The organism is Chitinophaga caeni (genome assembly GCF_002557795.1).
Taxonomy (GTDB): Bacteria; Bacteroidota; Bacteroidia; order Chitinophagales; family Chitinophagaceae; genus Chitinophaga; species Chitinophaga caeni.
Genome location: NZ_CP023777.1, coordinates 3,702,147 through 3,723,080, shown reverse-complemented (window position 1 = coordinate 3,723,080; position 20,934 = coordinate 3,702,147). Strand labels below are relative to the sequence as shown.

17 protein-coding genes are annotated in these 20,934 nt (G+C 42.6%); 3 read left to right on the top strand and 14 right to left on the bottom strand.

Going from position 1 to position 20,934, the window contains the following annotated elements:
- Positions 1–213: 213 nt before the first annotated feature.
- The 7 genes from COR50_RS15570 to panC form a co-directional block, all read right to left on the bottom strand.
- Positions 214–1,104, bottom strand: coding sequence for a DUF1338 domain-containing protein (locus tag COR50_RS15570; RefSeq protein ID WP_098196270.1), 891 nt, complete (start codon positions 1,102–1,104; stop codon positions 214–216).
- Positions 1,105–1,434: 330 nt separating this feature from the next.
- Positions 1,435–2,250, bottom strand: coding sequence for a 3-methyl-2-oxobutanoate hydroxymethyltransferase (gene panB / locus COR50_RS15565; RefSeq protein ID WP_098194839.1), 816 nt, complete (start codon positions 2,248–2,250; stop codon positions 1,435–1,437).
- Positions 2,251–2,316: 66 nt separating this feature from the next.
- Positions 2,317–3,204 (bottom strand): Ppx/GppA phosphatase family protein, encoded by an 888-nt coding sequence (locus COR50_RS15560; RefSeq protein WP_098194838.1) that lies wholly within the window; start codon positions 3,202–3,204, stop codon positions 2,317–2,319.
- 61 nt (positions 3,205–3,265) lie between these two features.
- Positions 3,266–5,440 carry a polyphosphate kinase 1 gene (gene ppk1 / locus COR50_RS15555; protein ID WP_232516185.1) on the bottom strand — a complete coding sequence of 725 codons (2,175 nt, stop codon included), beginning with the start codon at positions 5,438–5,440 and terminating at the stop codon, positions 3,266–3,268.
- Positions 5,441–5,589: 149 nt separating this feature from the next.
- Positions 5,590–6,645, bottom strand: a complete 1,056-nt coding sequence (locus tag COR50_RS15550; RefSeq protein WP_098194837.1) for a lysylphosphatidylglycerol synthase transmembrane domain-containing protein — start codon at positions 6,643–6,645, stop codon at positions 5,590–5,592.
- Positions 6,646–6,653: 8 nt separating this feature from the next.
- The gene (gene panD / locus COR50_RS15545) at positions 6,654–6,998 is read right to left on the bottom strand and encodes an aspartate 1-decarboxylase (protein ID WP_098196268.1); all 345 of its coding nucleotides are present in this window, start codon (positions 6,996–6,998) and stop codon (positions 6,654–6,656) included.
- Between the two features lie 194 nt (positions 6,999–7,192).
- Positions 7,193–8,038, bottom strand: a complete 846-nt coding sequence (panC, locus tag COR50_RS15540) for a pantoate--beta-alanine ligase (RefSeq protein WP_098194836.1) — start codon at positions 8,036–8,038, stop codon at positions 7,193–7,195.
- A 110-nt stretch (positions 8,039–8,148) separates the two neighbouring features.
- Between panC and COR50_RS15535 the strand changes: the two genes are divergently transcribed.
- From COR50_RS15535 to metK, 3 genes are read left to right on the top strand one after another with little or no spacing between them, the layout of a single operon-like run.
- The gene (locus COR50_RS15535; RefSeq protein WP_098194835.1) at positions 8,149–8,967 is read left to right on the top strand and encodes a glycogen/starch synthase; all 819 of its coding nucleotides are present in this window, start codon (positions 8,149–8,151) and stop codon (positions 8,965–8,967) included.
- A 32-nt stretch (positions 8,968–8,999) separates the two neighbouring features.
- On the top strand, positions 9,000–10,379 hold the full coding sequence (locus COR50_RS15530; RefSeq protein WP_098194834.1) for a DUF4270 family protein: 1,380 nt from the start codon (positions 9,000–9,002) through the stop codon (positions 10,377–10,379).
- 18 nt (positions 10,380–10,397) lie between these two features.
- A complete protein-coding gene (gene metK, locus COR50_RS15525; protein ID WP_098194833.1) occupies positions 10,398–11,651 on the top strand; it encodes a methionine adenosyltransferase in 1,254 nt (417 codons plus the stop codon).
- A 167-nt stretch (positions 11,652–11,818) separates the two neighbouring features.
- On the opposite strand, the gene COR50_RS15520 is transcribed toward metK, so the two are convergent.
- The 7 genes from COR50_RS15520 to COR50_RS15490 all read right to left on the bottom strand — a co-directional run bounded on the left by COR50_RS15520 (position 11,819) and on the right by COR50_RS15490 (position 20,916).
- Positions 11,819–12,601, bottom strand: a complete 783-nt coding sequence (locus tag COR50_RS15520; RefSeq protein WP_098194832.1) for a carboxylesterase family protein — start codon at positions 12,599–12,601, stop codon at positions 11,819–11,821.
- Positions 12,602–12,654: 53 nt separating this feature from the next.
- Positions 12,655–13,359 (bottom strand): TolC family protein, encoded by a 705-nt coding sequence (locus COR50_RS15515; RefSeq protein WP_157760908.1) that lies wholly within the window; start codon positions 13,357–13,359, stop codon positions 12,655–12,657.
- A 2-nt stretch (positions 13,360–13,361) separates the two neighbouring features.
- A complete protein-coding gene (locus COR50_RS15510; protein WP_157760906.1) occupies positions 13,362–14,798 on the bottom strand; it encodes an O-antigen ligase family protein in 1,437 nt (478 codons plus the stop codon).
- Positions 14,799–14,999: 201 nt separating this feature from the next.
- Positions 15,000–16,229 carry a glycosyltransferase gene (locus COR50_RS15505; protein WP_232516184.1) on the bottom strand — a complete coding sequence of 410 codons (1,230 nt, stop codon included), beginning with the start codon at positions 16,227–16,229 and terminating at the stop codon, positions 15,000–15,002.
- Positions 16,208–17,560: a lipopolysaccharide biosynthesis protein gene (locus tag COR50_RS15500; RefSeq protein ID WP_098194828.1), complete on the bottom strand. Its 1,353-nt coding sequence runs from the start codon at positions 17,558–17,560 to the stop codon at positions 16,208–16,210. Before COR50_RS15500 ends, COR50_RS15505 begins: the two co-directional genes overlap by 22 nt.
- Positions 17,560–18,675 (bottom strand): acyltransferase family protein, encoded by a 1,116-nt coding sequence (locus COR50_RS15495; protein WP_098194827.1) that lies wholly within the window; start codon positions 18,673–18,675, stop codon positions 17,560–17,562. Before COR50_RS15495 ends, COR50_RS15500 begins: the two co-directional genes overlap by 1 nt.
- A 42-nt stretch (positions 18,676–18,717) precedes the next feature.
- Positions 18,718–20,916 (bottom strand): polysaccharide biosynthesis tyrosine autokinase, encoded by a 2,199-nt coding sequence (locus COR50_RS15490; RefSeq protein WP_098194826.1) that lies wholly within the window; start codon positions 20,914–20,916, stop codon positions 18,718–18,720.
- Between the last annotated feature and the right edge of the window lie 18 nt (positions 20,917–20,934).

The window sequence follows — 20,934 nt, the reverse complement described above, 5'->3', positions numbered from 1 at the left end:
AGGTAGGGCAGATTGTTTCCGGATAGAATGCAATGGCTCATCACGAAAATCAATGTTTCGAACACCTATGGACTTGAAGCTCGAACCAGCAAGAAATTCGAAATATGGAAAACTCCCTGAAGTTCAGTTGGCATTTCAGTATAAATAAAAGGACAAGGTTTAAAGTCCTTGTCCTTGCATATAAACACATTAAATATTGCCACAAAAAGTCTTCTAACGCCCGGTTTGAGCCGAATAAGTGCTTTCAAATATTTTGTCGGCATTGTTAGCTTCGAAGCCTTCCCGGCGGTGCTCTCTTTTAATTTCATTAGCCGGGAGTTGGGCAAATTGCGGTAATACTTTTCTTTCTGCAAATTCAACGTATGATCCGGGAATTTTTTCGCTTTCCCCGTTAGCAAAAGTTGCTTCTATCATCCTGGCCACGGTTGAGCTTTGAAGTAGCAACCCATCGGGACTTTTCTTGGTTTCTCCGCCGGAATTATTGAGTTTAAATCCTTTCGATTTCAAAAATTCGTTGAATTCATCTACTGTATTATAGCCCGGTTTCAAGTTATGAACGGAGATCGTGAAATGATTCAAATAGTAACGGTTATAAATGACCCAGGCAGCATATTCGCTCACCGCAGATAATTCTTTATAATCGGCCAAGGTTGGAGTTCTCCACAATGCGCTATGCAAGAATGTATCGATTGCGTTCCCATTATCTAAATCTAAATTATCAACAGGATCTGCCGACACTTCATTTGTATAGCTTTTTATTAATCGCTGCGTCTGTTCATTTAAGTCTTTCACCCGCAGTTCACTGATAAAGATCCTGGGGTATTCGTTGCTTGGAGGTGCATACCAATATGCATCTAGTTGTTTGGCAGGAAAATAATAATAATCCTTTTTAGTATATCCCAGGTGTAAAAAAATCTTTTCAAAGGATTGTATGCCCAGGTGTTCTACGCCCATCGTGCGGAAAGCGATATGGTCATTTTCAATATCTGATGCTTTCTCAATAATCCCTTCTTGGATCATGGCATCAATAATTGCCGGTACATCGGGTACGCGTTGCTTGTAACGTGTCATTAGTCCATCTAGAACGATCTCTAATGTAGTCATGGTGTATAATTTATTTTGAATTCGGAAGCAGTTGATTCCAATATATTTAATAACAACGCTTAACATGAAAAGATCATGCTAAACATCCGTTGATTACTATTTACCAGGAAAATTGATTAAAAACGGGTTAATGAAACACGCACCATCAAGGCACATGCGAGCAAGTACTTCTTAAGAAGGACAACAAAGAAAGCTGTATGTTGAGCAGATAATTCAAAACAGTACGAATATACTGATTTTAAGCGAGAATTCAGAACGGGTAGCAGGGTAGGCAATGGTAAAAATCCAGTTGCAGTTCGGGAACTTCCGATCCTCGAACTGCAATGAGAACTAGTATTGTTCAGAATCATTCGGGAAATCCCGGTCTTTAATATCGTTTATATATTGCTGGGTAGCATTATAAATATCATCGTATAGGTTCAAATAGCGACGTAAGAAACGCGGTTTAAATTCCTTGTTGATTCCCAGCATATCGTGCATGACTAAAACTTGCCCGTCAACATATTTACCGGCGCCGATCCCGATTACGGGAATTTCGAGGGTTTCCGCCACTTGCTTAGCCAATAAAGCGGGGATTTTCTCCAAAACTATCGCGAAACAACCTGCTTCCTGTAATAATTGTGCGTCTTTTAGCAACTTTTGCGCCTCGGCATCTTCCGTTGCCCTAACGGCATAAGTTCCGAATTTATAAATAGACTGCGGGGTCAAGCCCAAGTGCCCCATGACGGGCACACCCGCCGAAATAATCCTTTTAACTGATTCGATAATCTCTTCACCACCTTCGATCTTGATGCCGTGCGCCCCGGTTTCCTTCATGATCCGGATAGTAGAGTTCAGCGCTTCCTTGGAGTTACCTTGGTAAGAACCGAAAGGTAAATCAACTACGACGAAACTTCTTTTTATGGCCCTGACTACGGATGCCGCATGGTAAATCATTTGATCCAGCGTAATCGGCAAGGTTGTTTCATGGCCTGCCATAACGTTGGAGGCTGAATCACCGACCAGTAAAATATCCATCCCGGCATCATCAAAAATCTTGGCCATGGAAAAATCGTAGGCTGTAAGCATGCTAATCCTTTCCCCATCATGTTTCATTTTTTGTAAAACATGGGTTGTCACTCTTCTAATCTCTTTATTTACCGACATATCGCAGCAAATTTTATGGTCAAAATCACAAAGGTTACATTATAATTTGAATTTCGGGCTATTTTTTTAGCTGTGGGCGCTAATTTCATTGTATAACGCGTGAATCAATCCATCGGCCAGGCCAATTTTGGGAACGTAGATTTCTTCTATATTTCCCCATCTCATGATATTGACATAAATCTGGAGTGCGGGAACGATTACATCGGCCCTGTCTTCGCGCAGGTTATAAACATGAATCCGTTCTTCCACGGAGAAACTACTAAATTCCTTCAGGTAATCTTTTAATGTTTGAATGGAGAGTGGTTTACCTTCTTTACGCTTTGAAAGGGAGAAAACCTTGTTGATATTACCACCGGAACCAATAGCTACCAGGTTATCGGCCGGTTTTAAATTTGTTTTTACGAAGTCCTTTAATTGTTGCCAATGATCTTCCGTCACCTGGTTCTGCAAAATCCTGATCGTCCCGATATTAAAGGAGGCTTTCTTTTGTAATGAATTCCCGCTGAAATAGGTCAACTCGGTACTACCACCGCCGACATCTATATATAGGTAAGATTTTGTTTTATCTAGATTTTCCGCGACATGGTTCTCATAAATATAGGTAGCTTCTTCCTGCCCGGAAATGATATGGATATTTAAGCCGGTTTCCTGCTGCACACGTTCCATGACCTGGGCACCGTTTTCAGCATCCCTCATGGCGGAAGTGGCGCAAGCCTTTAGGTACTTTACCTCGTACACTTCCAGTAAATGTTTATATGCCTTGATCGTATTAACGAGGTTATCGGCTTTTTTGTCCGAGATACGCCCCTTGGTAAAAACGTCAAAACCCAATCTCAATGGCACCCTCACCAGGTTTACTTTGGTAAAATCCATTTCACCGTTCAAATTCGGGGATGCATCCGAGATCAATAATCTTGCGGCATTGGAACCGATATCAATTGCAGCTAACTTCATCTATACAATAAAACATTTTTTCGAGGTGTGTTGCACAAGAACTACACCATAATTTAGTGGCTTAATAATTTTGAGCCTCTAATTTAGTAGATTTTTCATGGAGGTACTTATATATTTCAACTTGTGCTTGTATCTTTTTACCGGGCCTGCGCTTGTATTCATTTTTCTGGTGGTTATCTAATATCCGGGCCTTCACATTATCTTCAAATTGGATATTCATGATATCGATCAACTCCTGCTGGATACCTGGATCCAGGATAGGCACCGCGGCTTCCACGCGGTGATCCAAGTTACGCACCATCCAATCTGCCGATGATATATATACCTTCGGTTTACCTTCATTATGAAATATGGCCACCCGGGCATGCTCCAAATATTCATCCACGATACTCACAGCCTCCATATTTTCCTTCCAATGTTTGTTATGCGTGTAGGCGCAGCAGATCCCGCGGGTCACCATCCTGATAGGCACACCTTCCTTGGCTGCTTCGTATAATTTCAGGATCATAAATTCGTCGCTCAGGGAGTTCATCTTGATCGTGATACCGGCAGCTTTCTTATTTTTCACGTTCCTGATTTCCTTATCTATCAACCGGGTAAAGAATTTCCTCATATTATAAGGACTTGCCGGCATCATGGTGCAGGTCGCTAAAATGTCCAGGTCATGTTTGGGACTTTCGAGGTATTTGAATATCCTGTTTATATCGGCCATGATAGCCCTATTCGCGGTGAGTAGGCAATGATCGCCGTAAAACCTGGCAGTAGACTCGTTCAAGTTCCCGGTACTTACGAACCCGCATTGTATCGTCTTGTTTCCAACACGTTTCTTGATGACGCATACTTTCGCATGTACTTTCATCCCCGGTACGCCGATGAGTACCCGTATACCTTCTTCTTCGAAACGACTTTTCCATTTCAGGTTGGCTTCTTCATCGAAACGTGCCCTTAGTTCGATGACAACGGTTACATCTTTCCCGTTTCTCGCGGCATTAATCAGTGCATTGGCCACTTTCGATTCTTTTGCTAACCTGTATGCTGTTATCTTGATCGTTTTCACGTTCGGGTCGATGGCCGACTCCCTCAATAAATCGATAATAGTATCGAAAGACTGGTACGGGAAATGCAGCATGACATCCTGCTTTTGGATCACATGCATCACGCTGGGCGCATTTATAAATAAAGGGTGGATGAAGGACTTCCGCAGGTGGAGCTTATGGTGGAAAACGCTCGCCGGGAAATCCATAAAGTCCTTGAAATTGTGGATCCGTTGACCGGGAATGAGGTTATCTTTCTTGCTCAAGCCCATCCGCCGCATCAAGTATTCCAGCAGGATCGGGTCTATATCTTTATCATAAACAAAACGAACCGGTTTCCCTTTCCTCCGGGCTTTAATTCCTTTCTCAAGTTGGTGGATCACGCTGGTAGACAAGTCGTTATCGATATCCAGCTCGGCATCCCTGGTAACCTTGATGATGTGTGCCGTAAATTTATCGTAGCCGAAATACGAGAATATATTCGGCAAACAAAAGCGGATCACATCTTCCAACAAGATTATATTATGTTCGCCATCTTTCGACGGAAGGATGATGAACCGTGGTAATAACTTGGTAGGGATTTCGATTAACGCGAACTTCTGCCGGATACTGTTATCTTCCTTGGCCAGTACGGCTGCCAAGTAGATCGATTTATCGCGGAGGTTCGGGAAATTCTGGATACTTTCAATCATCAGCGGGATGATATTTGTTCTCACTTCATCGTTGAAGTAATTGAGTACGAACTTCTGTTGTTCCCGGTTGAGCTGTTTTTCCGTTTTAATAAATATTTTCTGAGCGGCAAGCTCATCGATAATTTCCTTGTAAATACGGTTAAACTCCTGTTGCTGGTGAATTACGGTCGTTTGAATCTCTTCCAGTATCTTGTCCGGATTTTCTTCCAGGTGCATCTTGGCCGATTTGCCGATACTGGTCATCCTTTTCAGGGTAGCGACGCGTACGCGGAAAAATTCATCGAGGTTATTCGAGAAGATAGCCAAGAAACGGAGCCGTTCACGCAGCGGAACATTTGAATCGGCAGCTTCCTGCAAAACACGGGCGTTGAATGATAGCCAACTGAGGTCTCTAACAATAATCTTTTTCTTTGCGGGCATTTGCCTTCTCAATTTTTTTCTGAGTAGCTGTAGATCTTTGTCTAAATCAACAGTCAAAGAAGCTATCGCTTCATTGGTATCCAATCTCATATAGATACAATACTTTAGTCAAGGAAAGAATCTACAATACTACGAATTGCATATTAACTAGATATTAAATTACGATTTTATTGCTGATTTTCCGCCGAAGATTTATTCACAATTCATTGAGAAAGAATAGGGTAGAGCCTTTGGGAGTATTAAAGTGAATTTGAATTAACCCTCTTCCTGTTGTAAATAGGTAAAAGGGCAAATGATAATAGGCCCAAAATGAGAATCAAGATGGTTTGCGCACCCCAGATGATCCAGCCGAAAGCGAATGCCGGCACTTGCGCCACCTTGTAAATAGATAAGGTTTTCTCTATCAGTAACGGGTACGCGCCGATACCACCCGGTGTTACGATCATCCCGATACTTCCGAATGCCAATAATGACATGGCAGCTTTCACCCCGAGGTGACTCGTTTCTCCCATCGTGTAAAAACCAACGTACATCATGGCGAAATAAAGAAACCAGATCAACAGCGATTGGAAGACGAACATGCCCTTACGCTCCATCGTGGTGATAGACAAAATGCCATCCCATACACCCCGGATCAACTCTTTTAACTTGATAGCTGTTTTGGAATGGGAAAATTTACGGAGCAGGAATAGAATTATTAGTATAAAGATAAGCAGGCCGATAAAAACCAGGGATAGTTTCAAGGCGCTCATCGCCATTACTTTATCTTTCAATGGACCGAGGATCTCGTCCTGGAGGAAATCGGAAACCAATCCCAATTGCGAAAGAATCGTGATCACAAATAGCAAGCCCAAACAAAGTAAGTCAACTGCCCTTTCAGCGATCATCGTTCCAACCAATTTATCTGCCGGAAGCTTTTCATACCGGGCCAGTACGCCGCAACGGGCCACTTCTCCGAGCCTGGGTACGGCAAGATTGGTTAAATACCCGATCATGACCGCGAAAAAAGTATTCCAGGTAGAAGGGTTATAGCCCAGCGAATGCATGATCAGCTTCCAACGGGTAGCCCTCACGAAATGGCTAAAAAAACCGATAATAAATGCGGGGATCACCAGCCAATAATTGGCTGCTTTAAACGAATCAATAACCAGGTGACGGTTTTCCTCGCTGATATCTTTCAACGCCAGCCAAATCAGCAACACACCGAGTCCTAAAAACAGGGCAAACTTCGCCAAGTTTTTAAGTATTCCGGAAATTGGGGCTTTACCGCTCGGTAGATTAGACGTTGACTGCATGAACAGATTTAGAGTTTGTTTCCTTCCTTAGGAAAAACGGCAATCGGCTTATATTGTTTAGCCTCTTCAAAATCCATCGTAGCATAGGAAATGATGATGACGATGTCGCCGGGAGCCACCAGGCGGGCAGCGGGGCCATTCAAACAGATGACACCGGAATCCCTTTTACCCTTGATAACATAGGTTTCAAGGCGTTCCCCGTTATTGACATTGAGCACTTGAACTTTCTCGTATTCAATCAAGTTAGCGGCATCCATCAGGGCTTCATCTATCGTGATACTTCCAACGTATTGCAGGTTAGCTTCTGTAACAACGGCCCTGTGAATCTTACTTTTTAATAGTTCAATTTGCATAGTTCTGCTTAAAGTGTCCGCAAAGGTAAAGAAAAAAATAATGATTGAAGTAATCACAATACCAGGTAATGACAATAAGATGTTAAATAACAATCCCGGCCATTTATTCAATAGCCGGGATTAGTAAAATATTAGTAACCAGAACAATAGATCAATTCTTATAAAGCGATACATTATTACCCGGTAATAATAACTTAATTTAAATACATATTATCTATTAATCTAATTTCACCTATCTTGGCAGCGATCAATCCTACCATCTTACCATCAATTTTTTCATCCAGTACCTCGAAGGTTTCGCTATTTACAATTGAAACATAATCCACTTGAAAACCAATAGATTGTAAGTTGTTACTTACCAACATGGTTAATTCACTTATAGGCTGTTGATTAAAGTTTTGCTTTATTTCATTCAGGCCATTGTAAAGCGCTATAGAGAGCGCTTTTTCTTCGGGACTTAACCTCATATTCCGGCTGCTCATTGCGAGGCCGTTCGGTTCCCTTTTAGTGGGCACGACTACCAGTTCGGTAGGCATGCCGGTAATTTCCAAAAGCTTCCTGATGATCATACATTGCTGGAAATCTTTCTGTCCCATGTAGAGCCTTGTCGGTTGAACAAGATCCAGGAGTTTATGAACGATCATACCGACGCCTTGAAAATGACCGGGGCGGTAGGCGCCTTCCAGCACTGTTTCCAGGTAACCGAAATCATAAACTTGATGTGGCGCATTAATACCCTCAGGATACATTTCCGACACGGATGGTAAAAACAGGACATCGGTCCAGGCAGACTCAAGTTTCAAGATATCTTGGTCAATGGTAACGGGGTATTTTTCAAAATCTTTCGGATCGTTAAATTGAGTTGGATTTACGAAGATGCTGGCCACCACCAGGTCGCATTCAATGCGGGCCTTGGTAACCAGGGCCAAATGCCCGTCATGTAAGGCGCCCATCGTGGGTACGAAACCTATTTTTTTCCCTTCCTTTTTATACGTTTCCAGGAACGCGTTCAAGTCATTTTTTGTCTTAAATAGATACATAAACCTTTGCTTAAAGGGATGTTAAAAGTGTTAAAAAGCCGAATATTAGCTAAAAAATCCGTAGTTTTGCAAGCCAAATTAAAAATTACTGCATTAATAATCAGCATTAAATGTCCACAAAGAAAAGAATTCTTTTTATTGCCCAGGAGATGTCGCCTTACTTAGAGTTAAGTGATTATGCGGCCATGGTTAATAAGATGGCGATCAAATCAAACGAAGCCGGATTGGAAGTGAGGGTCATCATGCCAAGATTTGGTGTAATTAACGAGAGAAGGCACCGATTACATGAAGTTGTAAGGCTATCAGGGATCAATATTGTTATTGATAATGACGATTACCCGCTGATCATTAAAGTAGCCTCATTGCCGAATGCCCGTTTGCAGGTATATTTCTTGGACAACGAGGATTATTTCAAGAGGAAGCACGTTTTCGCAGATGAACAGGGTAAGTTTTACGACGATAATGCCGCCCGTTCAATTTTCTTTTGCAAAGGAGCCCTGGAAACAGTTAAAAAATTTGGATGGCCGCCGGACATTATCCATTGCAGCGGCTGGATGACTTCCCTGATTCCATTGTATCTCAAAACTGCTTATAAAAAAGAACCCGTATTTGCCAACGCTAAGACGGTTTATTCCTTGGAGCCCAACTCTTTCAAGGAAAAATTAGGGGCCAGCTTCCTGAAAAAAGCGGCCATCAGTAACCAGGTCAAAGAAAAAGACCTCGAACCTTACAAGGAGGGAACCAATGCAGCCTTGAACAAAGGCGCTGTTAAATATTCGGATGCCATCATATTAGCAGGTGAAAAAGTGGATAAGAAAACCGTAGACGAAGCCAAAGCTGAAAAAGGTAAAATCATCCTTCCTTACAAGAAGGACAATGAAGATTTAGCAGATTACCTGCAATTATACACCCAATTGAACGGTAAATAATCATCAAGCGAAACCTATCAAATTCAACCTGCGTGAAGATCAAATTCAGTTACCTGAGCTGTCTTGCGATAATCGCTTTCGGACTAGTATCTTTCTCCGGCTGCACTGAGTCAACTATCTTAGGTAGTGACCTCATCCCCGGTACCGATAAAGTGAATGTACGCGATACCACTATTACCAACTTGATTGTCAACAATGTTCTCAGGACGGATTCTACCGTATTTACGGGTGGCCCATCTAATGTGAATATCGTGATCGGCAGTATTACGGACGACAATGTTTTCGGTAAGTCACACGGCATAGCTTATGCCCAGTTCGATTTACCTTCCGATACTTTCCGGTTTAAAGGCAGCGGTGTAACCATCGATTCGGCCATACTGTATATCCCGTACTCCGGGTTTTACGGTGACTCCATGGCCAACCTTTCTTTCAAGGTTGTTCAAATGAATGAACCGACATTCAAAGCGGATTCCAGCTACCGTTATTTCCATCAACTTGGTATCAATAACAGCGTGGTATGGGGTAATACAACGGTGAATGCCTTGCAATGCCGCGACTCTGCTTTCATTTATGGTACCAGCACCATGGGGCCTTCGTTGAAGATCCCGTTAAACAATACATTCAAGCAATTATTCCTGTCGCAATCTAATAACGGGGCGGCGGAATTTGACACGGACTCCACTTTTAGGCTCTGGATGAACGGCCTGGCCTTGGTACCTGATACCGCGGTGAATGGCAGAACATTGCTGTACCTCTCTATGAGCGGGGCAAAAATTTCTTTCCAATATAAAAACTCGGAAGAAGATTCCCTCGTGGCTCATTTTGGCTTCAGCATTTACGACTGCGGTCACCAGAACTTTTTTGCACGGAATTATAGCGGTTCACAAGCCGCTAATTATATCAATACCGGGAAAGCTTCCGGCGATAGCTTGATCTTTTTGCAAGAGGCGCCGGGTATTTATGCCAATTTGCAAATCCCGGGTTTAGAGAACTTCCCGGCTAATGCCGCCATTAACCAAGCCGAGTTGGTAATCAACCAGGCTAGTATCAATATGGATCCTAACGCCAACATTTATACAGCTCCCGATAACCTGATGCTCTATAAATATGCTAACCAAGCGATGGATAGTTTGGGTTACGTGGTGGATTATGGAAATCCATCCAGCCCTAATACGAGTTTCGGTGGTCAAAAAACCGTCATTTCTAATGTTGGTGGGGTGGAAATCGTTCAATATAAATTTAATATTGCGCGGTATATGCAACTACTGTTGAAAGGTTCGGAAACGAATTACGGGTTCCGCCTGATAGCTTCATCTCCTTACGAGGTTGATTCACGCCGCGTTGTAGTGGGAGGTAGTGGTGAGCAGAATAACACTAGCATGCACGTACGAATTATTTATACGAAACAATAACGACGAATCCTTAAATTCATGCCTTACCTTTTTACTTCAGAATCTGTATCGGAAGGACATCCAGATAAAGTGGCCGACCAGATATCAGATGCATTGATCGATAATTTCTTAGCATACGATAGTTCTTCCAAGGTAGCTTGTGAAACATTGGTTACCACCGGGCAAGTTGTTTTGGCCGGGGAAGTAAAATCCGAAGCCTATCTTGATGTTCAAGATATCGCAAGGGAAGTGATCCGTAAAATTGGATATACCAAGAGCGAATATATGTTCGAAGGTAATTCTTGCGGTATCCTTTCCGCTATACACGAACAATCTCCTGATATCAACCAGGGTGTTGACCGCCAAAACCCTGAAGATCAAGGTGCGGGCGACCAAGGGATGATGTTCGGTTACGCTACCAAGGAAACCGAGAACTATATGCCCTTGGCCTTGGATTTAGCGCATAAATTATTGATAGAATTAGCCGCTATCAGGCGAGAAAATACAGATATTCAATACTTACGCCCGGATGCCAAGTCACAAGTTACGATTGAGTATTCCGACGATAATGTGCCGGTAAGAATCGATTCCATCGTGATTTCAACGCAGCATGATGACTTTGATGAGGATACCAAGATGCTGGAGAAGATCAACAATGATATCATCAACATCTTGATTCCAAGGGTAAAAGCCCAGTTGAAACCAAGTTTGCAAGCGCTGTTTAACGATCAGATCACTTACCATATCAACCCGACCGGCAAGTTTGTAATTGGCGGTCCTCATGGGGATACCGGTTTAACAGGTCGTAAAATCATCGTGGATACTTACGGTGGCAAAGGCGCTCATGGCGGTGGTGCATTTTCCGGGAAAGATCCTTCTAAAGTGGATCGCTCGGCTGCATATGCTACCCGTCATATCGCGAAAAACCTAGTAGCTGCCGGGGTTTGTGACGAGGTATTAGTACAAGTTTCTTATGCCATCGGCGTAGCCAAACCTTGTGGTATTTTTGTGAATACCTTCGGTACTTCCAAAGTGAACTTGAAAGACGGCGATATCGCTAAAAAGATTGGTGAAATATTCGATCTCCGTCCTTACGCGATAGAACAAAGGTTGAAATTACGCAACCCGATCTACAGCGAAACTGCTGCTTACGGTCATATGGGTCGTGAAAATAAAGTGGTTACCAAGGTATTCAATACCGGTAAAAAGAATGAGAAAGCCGTGGAAGTAGAATTGTTTACCTGGGAGAAGTTGGATTACGTGGATAAAATTAAAGCCGCTTTTAACTTATAGTCTTACATCAAAATTTGATAGAAAGAGGTCACTTTGAAAGAAGGTGACCTTTTTTGTTATCCATATTTTTCCCGTGGAGGCGTACGCAGCGTATGCAAAAAAGGGCAAGGTAAAAACCTGCCCCCTTATATTTGTCCGTTGATAAAAATGAATGCTGCAACGTTTACTTACTCTTTTTTATACTGCAACATCCATTCATAGATATTCATACCTTCCTGTTTAAAAGAAGGGTCATATAATTCTTTCCAGCAGCAATGCTTGTAAGGTGTTATCGTCACTTGCGCCAAACCCGGGCGGTAGCGGTTAGTACTGTCGGCATAACTCTCTACGGATTCCAGGTAATGTAATTCATCTGTACCTCCGAAATACCAACAATGCAAATTTGCATTGGCCACCAGGTTGAATTGCTTCAAATTACGTTTGTCTATATCGGCTGCCGACATCGGTACTGCCGCAGCAAAGCGGTTGGTCAGCTTTTGATTATCGGTGATGGCCATTACCGTGGCCCAGCCGCCGGCGCTATATCCCGTTAAATAAATCCGGCTGGTATCCACCCTGTACCTGGCAATGATCTGATCGAGGACGTAATTCACCTGGTCGGGATGTAAGCCCCATTCCAAGGCTTGCGGACAAACCACGATAAACTTATACAACTTCCCATCCACCGGGTTCACCGCATCCAGGCGTTTGCCTTGATCCAACCAATAAGGAATACCTTCCAATACAAGTTTCCAAATGCTGGTACCCGATTTACTCTTGCCGTGCAAGAACATGATCAAGGGATAACTTTCTCCGCTTGTTTCATAATCATCTGGCAATTGCAACAAGGCCTGGTTAGTATGTACCGGCGATAGTTTGATATCAATTTTTTGTTGATGCCTTTGTGCCACGACGGTTTGTAAACCGGGGAATAGCCAAAGACAGCAAGCGGTAACGATTGCAAATCTCATCTCAAATCATTAAAGTAGGCATAGTCATTATTGATTTGCCTCCCTGGAAACTACTAGCGTTGGTATTGTTGCAACAATTCATCGAAACTGGTACCGATGATCTCCTCGATCTCCAATTTCACTACTTGCAAGTCACGCTCGTACATAATTTTCTTAACAAGTTCTGCATTGTACGTTTTGGATGCGGCACTGTAGGCTTCGTAGGAAATTGTCCCGGTAGAAAATTTCTGCTCGGCTTGAGTAAATGCGGCGTAATCATCAGCAGCAATTTCATTCTGAAGCTTGAGCAGCTCTTGTTTCATTAAGAAGTCTTCGTACTTTGTCAATACCAAGGCTTTCAGTTTCCTTTCAGTAACTTCCCTTTGAGCATCAGCGATCTCAACGCCTCTTTTAGCCATTCTAACTTCGCGGGATTTACCGAAGAAGCTTCCCAGGGGAATGTTGATCCCAACGTTCCAAAGCGGGTAGTAAATATTACCCAGTTCCGTTTTGTCATATTGGTTCAATGATACTTCGTTCATGTTAATGCTCACGACGATGTAATCCAGCCAACGTGCTTTTTCCCTTTCTACCAAGTCTTGAGCTTTCTTTCTTTCCGCTACAGTACCTCTAACAGTAGGACCTTCTAATGCCAATTCTACCAATTTTTCACGGATGGTTTTCTGTGGCGGCGCCATCTTAGAAGCATCCGTAGCGACCTGTGCACGAACACCCATGAATGATACAACAAACAACAATACAGCAAGTGCTTTTTTCATATTCATTCGGATTTATTAAGTTCTTTTTTTTCAATAATTTCTTTATCAAATGCTCTCAGTCTCACCAGCATCGCAAGCGAGCCATAAAACATAAAGGCTCCGGGGATCTGCCCGATTGCCACCTGTGCATAGTTCGCTACGACCATCGAAAATATCCCGGCAACAATTGCCACATAATAAGATCTTATTTCGGGCGATCGTGACCTGTAATAATGGTGAATTCCGGTTTGCAGAATGATAAAGTATAATGCGCAGGCCAGGATAATGCCAACCCAGCCTGTTTCTAATGCTAGTTTCAAAAATCCACTGTCCGGCGGAAAACCGGCGAGGGGATGCCCGGGGTTATAAATCTCACCACCAACACCGCAGGTAGTTAACCCTCCACCAATCGGATGCGCCCAAATGTATGGCTGGATATAATGGCGGTTCTCATCGCGCACATTCAAAGATTCATCTTTTGAGAACTCGAAAGTACTCCTAATACGGTTAACCGTCCCGTTACTATGGAAAGGTCCAAATACAACTACTACGAACATCATCACGAATGCGATCGCGAAGAACAAAGTCTTCCTGCTGGTAATTGTCATCATCACGAACAGGACTAGTCCTGCCGGGAGCATCGCGTAGGCCGTCCTCGTGCCGGAATAGGCCATGCCCATCAACATCAGTACCGTGGCAATGATAAGATAGTTGCGGTGCCTCTTTATGACGGGGCCAATAGCCAAAACTATACTCATGATAGCGCCGCTCGCCATCAGTATCCCGTAAGATGTAGGATCACTCAGGAAAGAAAACTTACGGATGGTACCACCTTGGAAATACAATTTGAATTTCAGCGGGTCGCTGGTTACCCAATGTTCTTCGAACGGAAGTAACCCGGCCCATTGTTGGAAAATACCGTATACCCCTGCAAAAGCACATAGGAACAACCATAGCTTCATGTATTGCTTTACATCATCGAAAGTTTCAAAAACGTTCAATGCCACGAAGTAAATCATCAGGAAGTTTAAGAACTTCCTGAATGCGAATACCCAACCTGAAATAGAATACATGGAAGGGTTGAAGGCTTCCACTAATAAATATGCCATGAACAGCATATAAATATACGTGATCGGGTTCTTGGAATAATTCCAATATCCACGCCGAGATATCGTTTTCCTAAAATATAAACCCACGAAATTTACAGCGATCAGGATGTCAATCACCGCGCCGACGGGCAGCACATCATCGACCATCCTGTTGAAGTAAAAGACGAAAAAGGAGAGTGTCGTTGTTAAAAAGAAGCCCAGCTTGGTTTCAAACAGGCAGATCAATACCCCCGTGATACCAAATAAGCCCACTATGATGCCCGCACCTACCAGGAAGTTAATCTTCGCAATGGCCACGGAAAATACCATCGCTACCATCACCAGGAGCGCATAGCCTAATGGAGAATTCAACTTCGGAAGTTGTATTTGCTTATAATAAACTTCCAACAAAAAGTTGACAAAGGATCTATATGTCTGCTTTACAAATTTTAGCACTTAAAAAGTAGGATTAAAAAAATAAAATCTTGATACCGATGGCTGCCATACAAAAGAATATAAAGACAGTTACCATGATCTCTAAAATGCTATCGTTACTAAATTTATCGTCCGCCATCAAGCTGCTTTTTTAGAGGTTACGCAAAAAAAATACTTGGACAGGTCCGCTATGACTTGTTCCCAGGTATGACTCCTGGCAAAACGGATGGCAGCTTGCCGCTGTTCTTCCGGCCATGCGGTAGTTAAAATCCTATCTATAGCCTGCACATATTCTTCCGGGGTATTGCATAGGGAAGCATAGGCTGCAAACATCTGCATTGTTTCAGTAGCAGTGGCAACTACGGGTTTCCCCATGGCCAGGTATTCATCTACCTTGCGGGGATAATTCCCGATAGTCATATCATTCAAAGCTTGCGGATTAATACAAACGTCAAATGCATTTATAAAATCAGCTAACTTATTGACCGGCTTTGCTCCAAGGAAATGAACGTTCTGCAATCGATGCAGTTCGCTCTGTTCGAAATGTTCATCTTCGGGGCCTACTAACACAATTTTCCATTGGGGCTTTGAGGACGCAATATAATACAATAAATCTATATCTAAACGACTTGTCGTCAACGCCCCTACATACCCAATAATCGGTTCATTGATAGCCTCCAGTTCTGCCGGTTTTTCCCGCTTTGCGTCCAGGCTAAATTGGTCGAAATCACAGCCTTGACCGATGTCGAATGAATTTGGATTGAACTGCCTGGCATAATTGGCCAAGTAAGCCGAATTGGCTACTACCAACATGCTTTTCTCTATCAATTGCGGTTCCAACCTTGTTCCATGCCTTTTGAAATACGGTTGGCTAACCAGGTTATCCCTGAGATAATATATAGTACTGTTTACCTTCGGCAACATTTCAGCCAGGTAAAAAGCCCTGAAGAAATCGCTATCATTGAATAATATCACGTCTTCGAACTCAAGGCGATCCATCGCGATATTAATCTCGCGGGCCATGGAACGGTTATTATGTTTATTCATCCAATCGAACACGGTTGCAGAACGGATCCAGTTGATCGATTCTAAAATTGTTCTCGGGTTCAGCACGTACAAGTTAGGCGATAGGTGTTCGATATCATCCGAATCCTTCCGGATGCTTGATTTCCGCGCTCTCGTTTTGGGGTCATTGCGATCCCGTAAAGCAGAAATCCTGTCTAATGCACGGTTTACATACAGCACGCGGTTGTGCTTGGCCAATTCCATGGCCATATTCTTACAATTACTGCCGATGGTAATATCCCATGGCTGCAAGCCAACAATCACGATATCGCGACCGGTAATCATCTTGTTTTCCATTTCCATTGTAAACGTTGATGAAACACTCCAAACATCTCGGGATAAAACCTGAGCATATAACCAAATACATTCAATAATTGAACTTTCATCTTCTTGGCCAAGATGCTATAAGTGATAATGAAACAAATAAAATACGAGGTTAAAGTCCCGAAAGCGGCTCCTTGCACACCGAAGAAATGCGAGTATGCCAGGCAGATACCTATGTTAAGAACCGCGATCAATGACAATACTTTAAAATTTAACTTGGGATGGCCGGTGGAATCCATAATTGTTCCGAATTGCTTCACGAATGGTAGAAATAGGGAATAGGACATCGTGATTTGCAATAAGGTTGCTGCCTCCACGTAATCTTTGCCCGCGATGATCCAAAGTACGATCTTAGGGAAGATGAAGATGAAAAGACTCACCGGTAAGCCGATTGCCAATAAAGAACCTACAGCTTTTTCATAATAATATTTCACCTTGTCAAGGTTTCCATCTTCCACCACTTTCGCACTTTTGGGGAATAAAATATCGCCCAATACTTGCGATGGCACATCCACCAGGTTGCTGATACGGATACAAACGGAATACAGGGCCACCACCGCCGGGCTGAAAAATGAAGATACTACGAATTGATCCGTATTACGGAAAATCATCGAACTGAAATTCGTGCCGAATACAAATTTCCCGAAATGCCATAATTTCTGTAACCATAATTTTTGCAATACGAAAGCCTTTTGAAGGAACTTGCGTGCGAAGTTGTAAGAAATTAATGTTCCGGCTATGATACCCAGGTTATAATAAATAATTAATGAGCCCAGGTTAATGGCATCATTTATTAAAATATGCACCAGGATACAACTGAATGATAAACCTTGCCGCACCAGGTAAGCCCAGAAGATACCGCGGAAATCGGCATTCGCATTTTGAATCCATTCAAAATGTGAAAAGGGGATCAAGATTAATAATCCTGGTAAAAATTTATACAGTACCGGCGTAAGTCCCGGCGCCTTTAAAATCTCGTTGGCAGGTTGTGCCAATAATAATATGAATAATGCGAATGCTACGGTAATAGCGATATTCAAACAGAGAGCTGCAGAATTCACCAAAACATGTTCGCTTCTATCCGTACTGTTGAGGAATTTGATTAAACCGTTCTTGATTAACGACTGGCGGATTACTTCGATCATCCCTGTAATCAACAGGAACAAGCTCCATATACCCATTTCTTCTTTCGTCAAGAACCGGACAAGCACCAATACGCTTCCAAATCCGAAAAACAGCACAGCCAGTTTCTGCAACCCGCTGTAAACGCCGGAAGTGATCCAATATTGATATTTTTTCTCATCTGCCATTACCCGGCTATTTGTGGTTTAGGTGTAACAATTTTAGATTCGCTCGGACGCTCCAAGCTATAGAGCCACCATGCGCCCAGTTTCAATGCAACGTAATAGATGCCGATCGGCACCAGTATCGAGATGAACAGGCAAATCGCCAACATCAACGGCACGTATGTCAATCCCAATTTTACCAGTAATACCCTGGTAGCCGATGCTACCAGTACATGTGATACGTAGATGTATAATGAATGGTAACCTACCACTCTCAATGCTTTGAAGATATCCCAGCGTTGCAGGATAAAAGAAATATTAAACATGAAGATGCAACCGGAAGTGGCTATCAACATGAATAAAATCGGTTCATAAGCTTCCACGTAGGTATAATCGCCATGTGCCAAGTTCGTTTCCAAGAAATAATATTGTCCAATTACAAAGATCGGTAGCAATACCAGGAAAGCCTGCCATGAACTGAACTTCGGATACATGCTTTTATCGAGCATATATTTAGAAACCAGGTCACCGATAGCAAAAAAGATATAATAATGCAGGATATCGTAAATAAATCCCAAGTCAATTTTATGGGTCGATAGATAACTGGAGATAAAAAAGGTTACCAAGCCGATTGCCAATTGCCATCCGATCTTGACCTTGGCCAATTGTCGCACCATGACGTACAGAACGGTCACGTTAAACAAAGCATACAAATACCAGAACTGGTCAATCTGCCTTGGATATAAAGCGATGTACATATAATCGATCCAAGATCTCGTTGCATTAATATTGACATAATGCGACACCAGGAATTGCAAGGAAACTTGCAAGGTCGCCCAAATCAAGTAGGGCCAGAGTAAAATATTAAACTTGTTAATAATGATTTGCTGAACGGAACGTTTTTGTAGGCTTTTGCCGATGAATATGCCGGACAGTATAAAGAAAAGCGGCATACGGAAGCTGTAAAAGATGATATTGGCATGCTCCAGGTATGCATATTGATCCACACCATCCAAGGCCCTGGAAAAGCCTTCGAAAATATGACGGTACACCACGAGTATGATAGCGATACCCCGGGCATAATCAATCCAAGGTAAACGACTTTGTTTCAATACGTCTTGGTAAAACTTCAATCTCATGGTTTCAAATCAGGTTATTCGGTCGACGAAAACGTCAATATTTTATAAATCGATATTCTGGAGTTCCACGTTATTTAAAACAGCCCCGGTGTATTTACCATTCAGCTCTTGCAAGAACTGGATAGATTCCTTGTCGGTTTGACGGATAGTTGATTTAGCCGAAACAACTGAAATAACGCTCTCCGCATATTGCAACAGCTCCATACTATCAGAACGGCCATTTAATGCCGCACCTTCCATGAATATAAAATCGTATTCCTTCGCAACTTTGTCCAGGTAATTCAGGAGGTTTTTTTCAGAAATAACTTCCATAGGCGTATAATTACCACCTTCGCAACCGATGATATCCACATTCTTGATATTAGTTGGAGACACGGCATCATTTAAATTTCTTATCCTACCATCTACTATATTTGCTTGGAAGCTTTCCAATGTAGCCTTCGCCCCGTATTCACGGGTAAGAGAATTGTTGTTGAAATTTGAATCGATCAACAGAATTTTCTTTTTACTCAAACTAAATATATGCGCCAAGGACTTGATGATAGTAGATTTCCCCTCGCCCGGGCGCGCGCTTGTTACTAAGAATACTTGCTTGTTGCTGGCTTCAATCTCGTAGCGTAATTTCCTGAGATGCTCCCGGAATATCGACTGATCCCTGGCATGCTCACCCGGGTTATCGAAGATGTGATCGATCGTTGTTTTCTTGAAATTAACATGGTTTACTACGCCGAGCATCTTCAGATCCAATGCTTTTGTAAACTGGGAAGGAGTTTTGATAGAAACATCGATATACTCCAGGAATATAATCCCGATACAACAAAATACGAACATACTCATACCGGCAAGTCCAAGGATGATAATCCTTTTACTCGGTTCAGGCTCTACCGCGGGTTGACCAAAAAGTATTTGCCTAAAGTTATCGGAAGGAGCTACTTTACTGTTGGTAGCTGCATCATAACGGGATTTTACCGCTTCGTATTCCGCCTGGGCAAGATCAACCTCTTTTTGAAGGGCAATATTATTGGCGCCACGGGAAGCAGCGGCACCGATGCTACCATTTAACTGGGAGATCTTCCTGTTATAACTCTCGATATTACTTTCCGCGGTTTTGATTTGTATTTCCAGGTCATTTAACCGTTGTTGCAAATCCGCTTTAGTAACAACCGTTCCTCCACTGGAAGCAGGACTAACACTCGCTAGCTGTGATAATTTTTTATTGTAGTCACTTTGCAATCTTTTATACTTCGCTAATAATTCCGGGTCATTAGATCCCTTGTTAACATAATCGGAGTAGGCGGCATTCATCAATGATTTGGCGGCCGCCACTTCAGCACCTAAAGTACTAGGAGCGGAAGTCGTGGTAGCGCCGCTGGTTCTATCCATTGCAGCTAACTGCTGCTTGATGTCATTATATCCCAATTGGGCAGTCATCAGAGCAGAACGTTCATCAGCCACGCGGTTTTCGAAGTTGGAAATCTGTTCCAACTTGCTGCTACTCTCAACGGAAACATCGATCGTACCTTTCGTGCGTAAACGGGCGAGGGTAGAATCGAGAATATCCCTTTTTTGTTTGACCAAAACATCCAACGCATCTATAGACTTCAACGTATTTTGGGTACGGCTGGATTCGTTGGTACGGAGAAATTCAGCACAAATTTGATTCACCACTTCGGCAGAAAGTTCCGGGTTACTGGAATTATACACCACATCGATGAAATCGGTCCGTTGCACGCGGCCAACATGTAAAAATTTACGGATCGTTTCCAGGTCGTATTGATATAATTTGACTAGCTCAAGTATCCTTCGTTCCTCGGGATCGAAAGAGCTCAATAATTTTTCATTCGTGTATTTATTCTTTAAAATCTCAATAACCTCTTCATTATTTAATTTAAGTTTGGCCACTTCCTGCTTTTCATCGGCGCCTAGTTTGCGGTAAGATTTAGCGGGGTTTTCCAAGTCGTGAATCATGAGGTGGTAGCTTAATAAACCCAGCACTTTAGAAGATTTAAAAGCTTCTACCACGTTATTAAACTTCACATCGATCTCGTAAATATTGAATCCTTCCTCGCGCAACTTCACCTGGTCATTCGTAGTAAAGCCCGTTGCTATTTGAGCAACAGAGCGGTACAATTGAGGCTGATTCATGGTTAACAAAAACGCTAAGACCACTGCAACCAACGTACAGATAATAATGAGCCATTTCCTCCTTAGCAGCGACTTAAGCAAATAAATCAGGTCCATATTGATGTTATCTTTAAA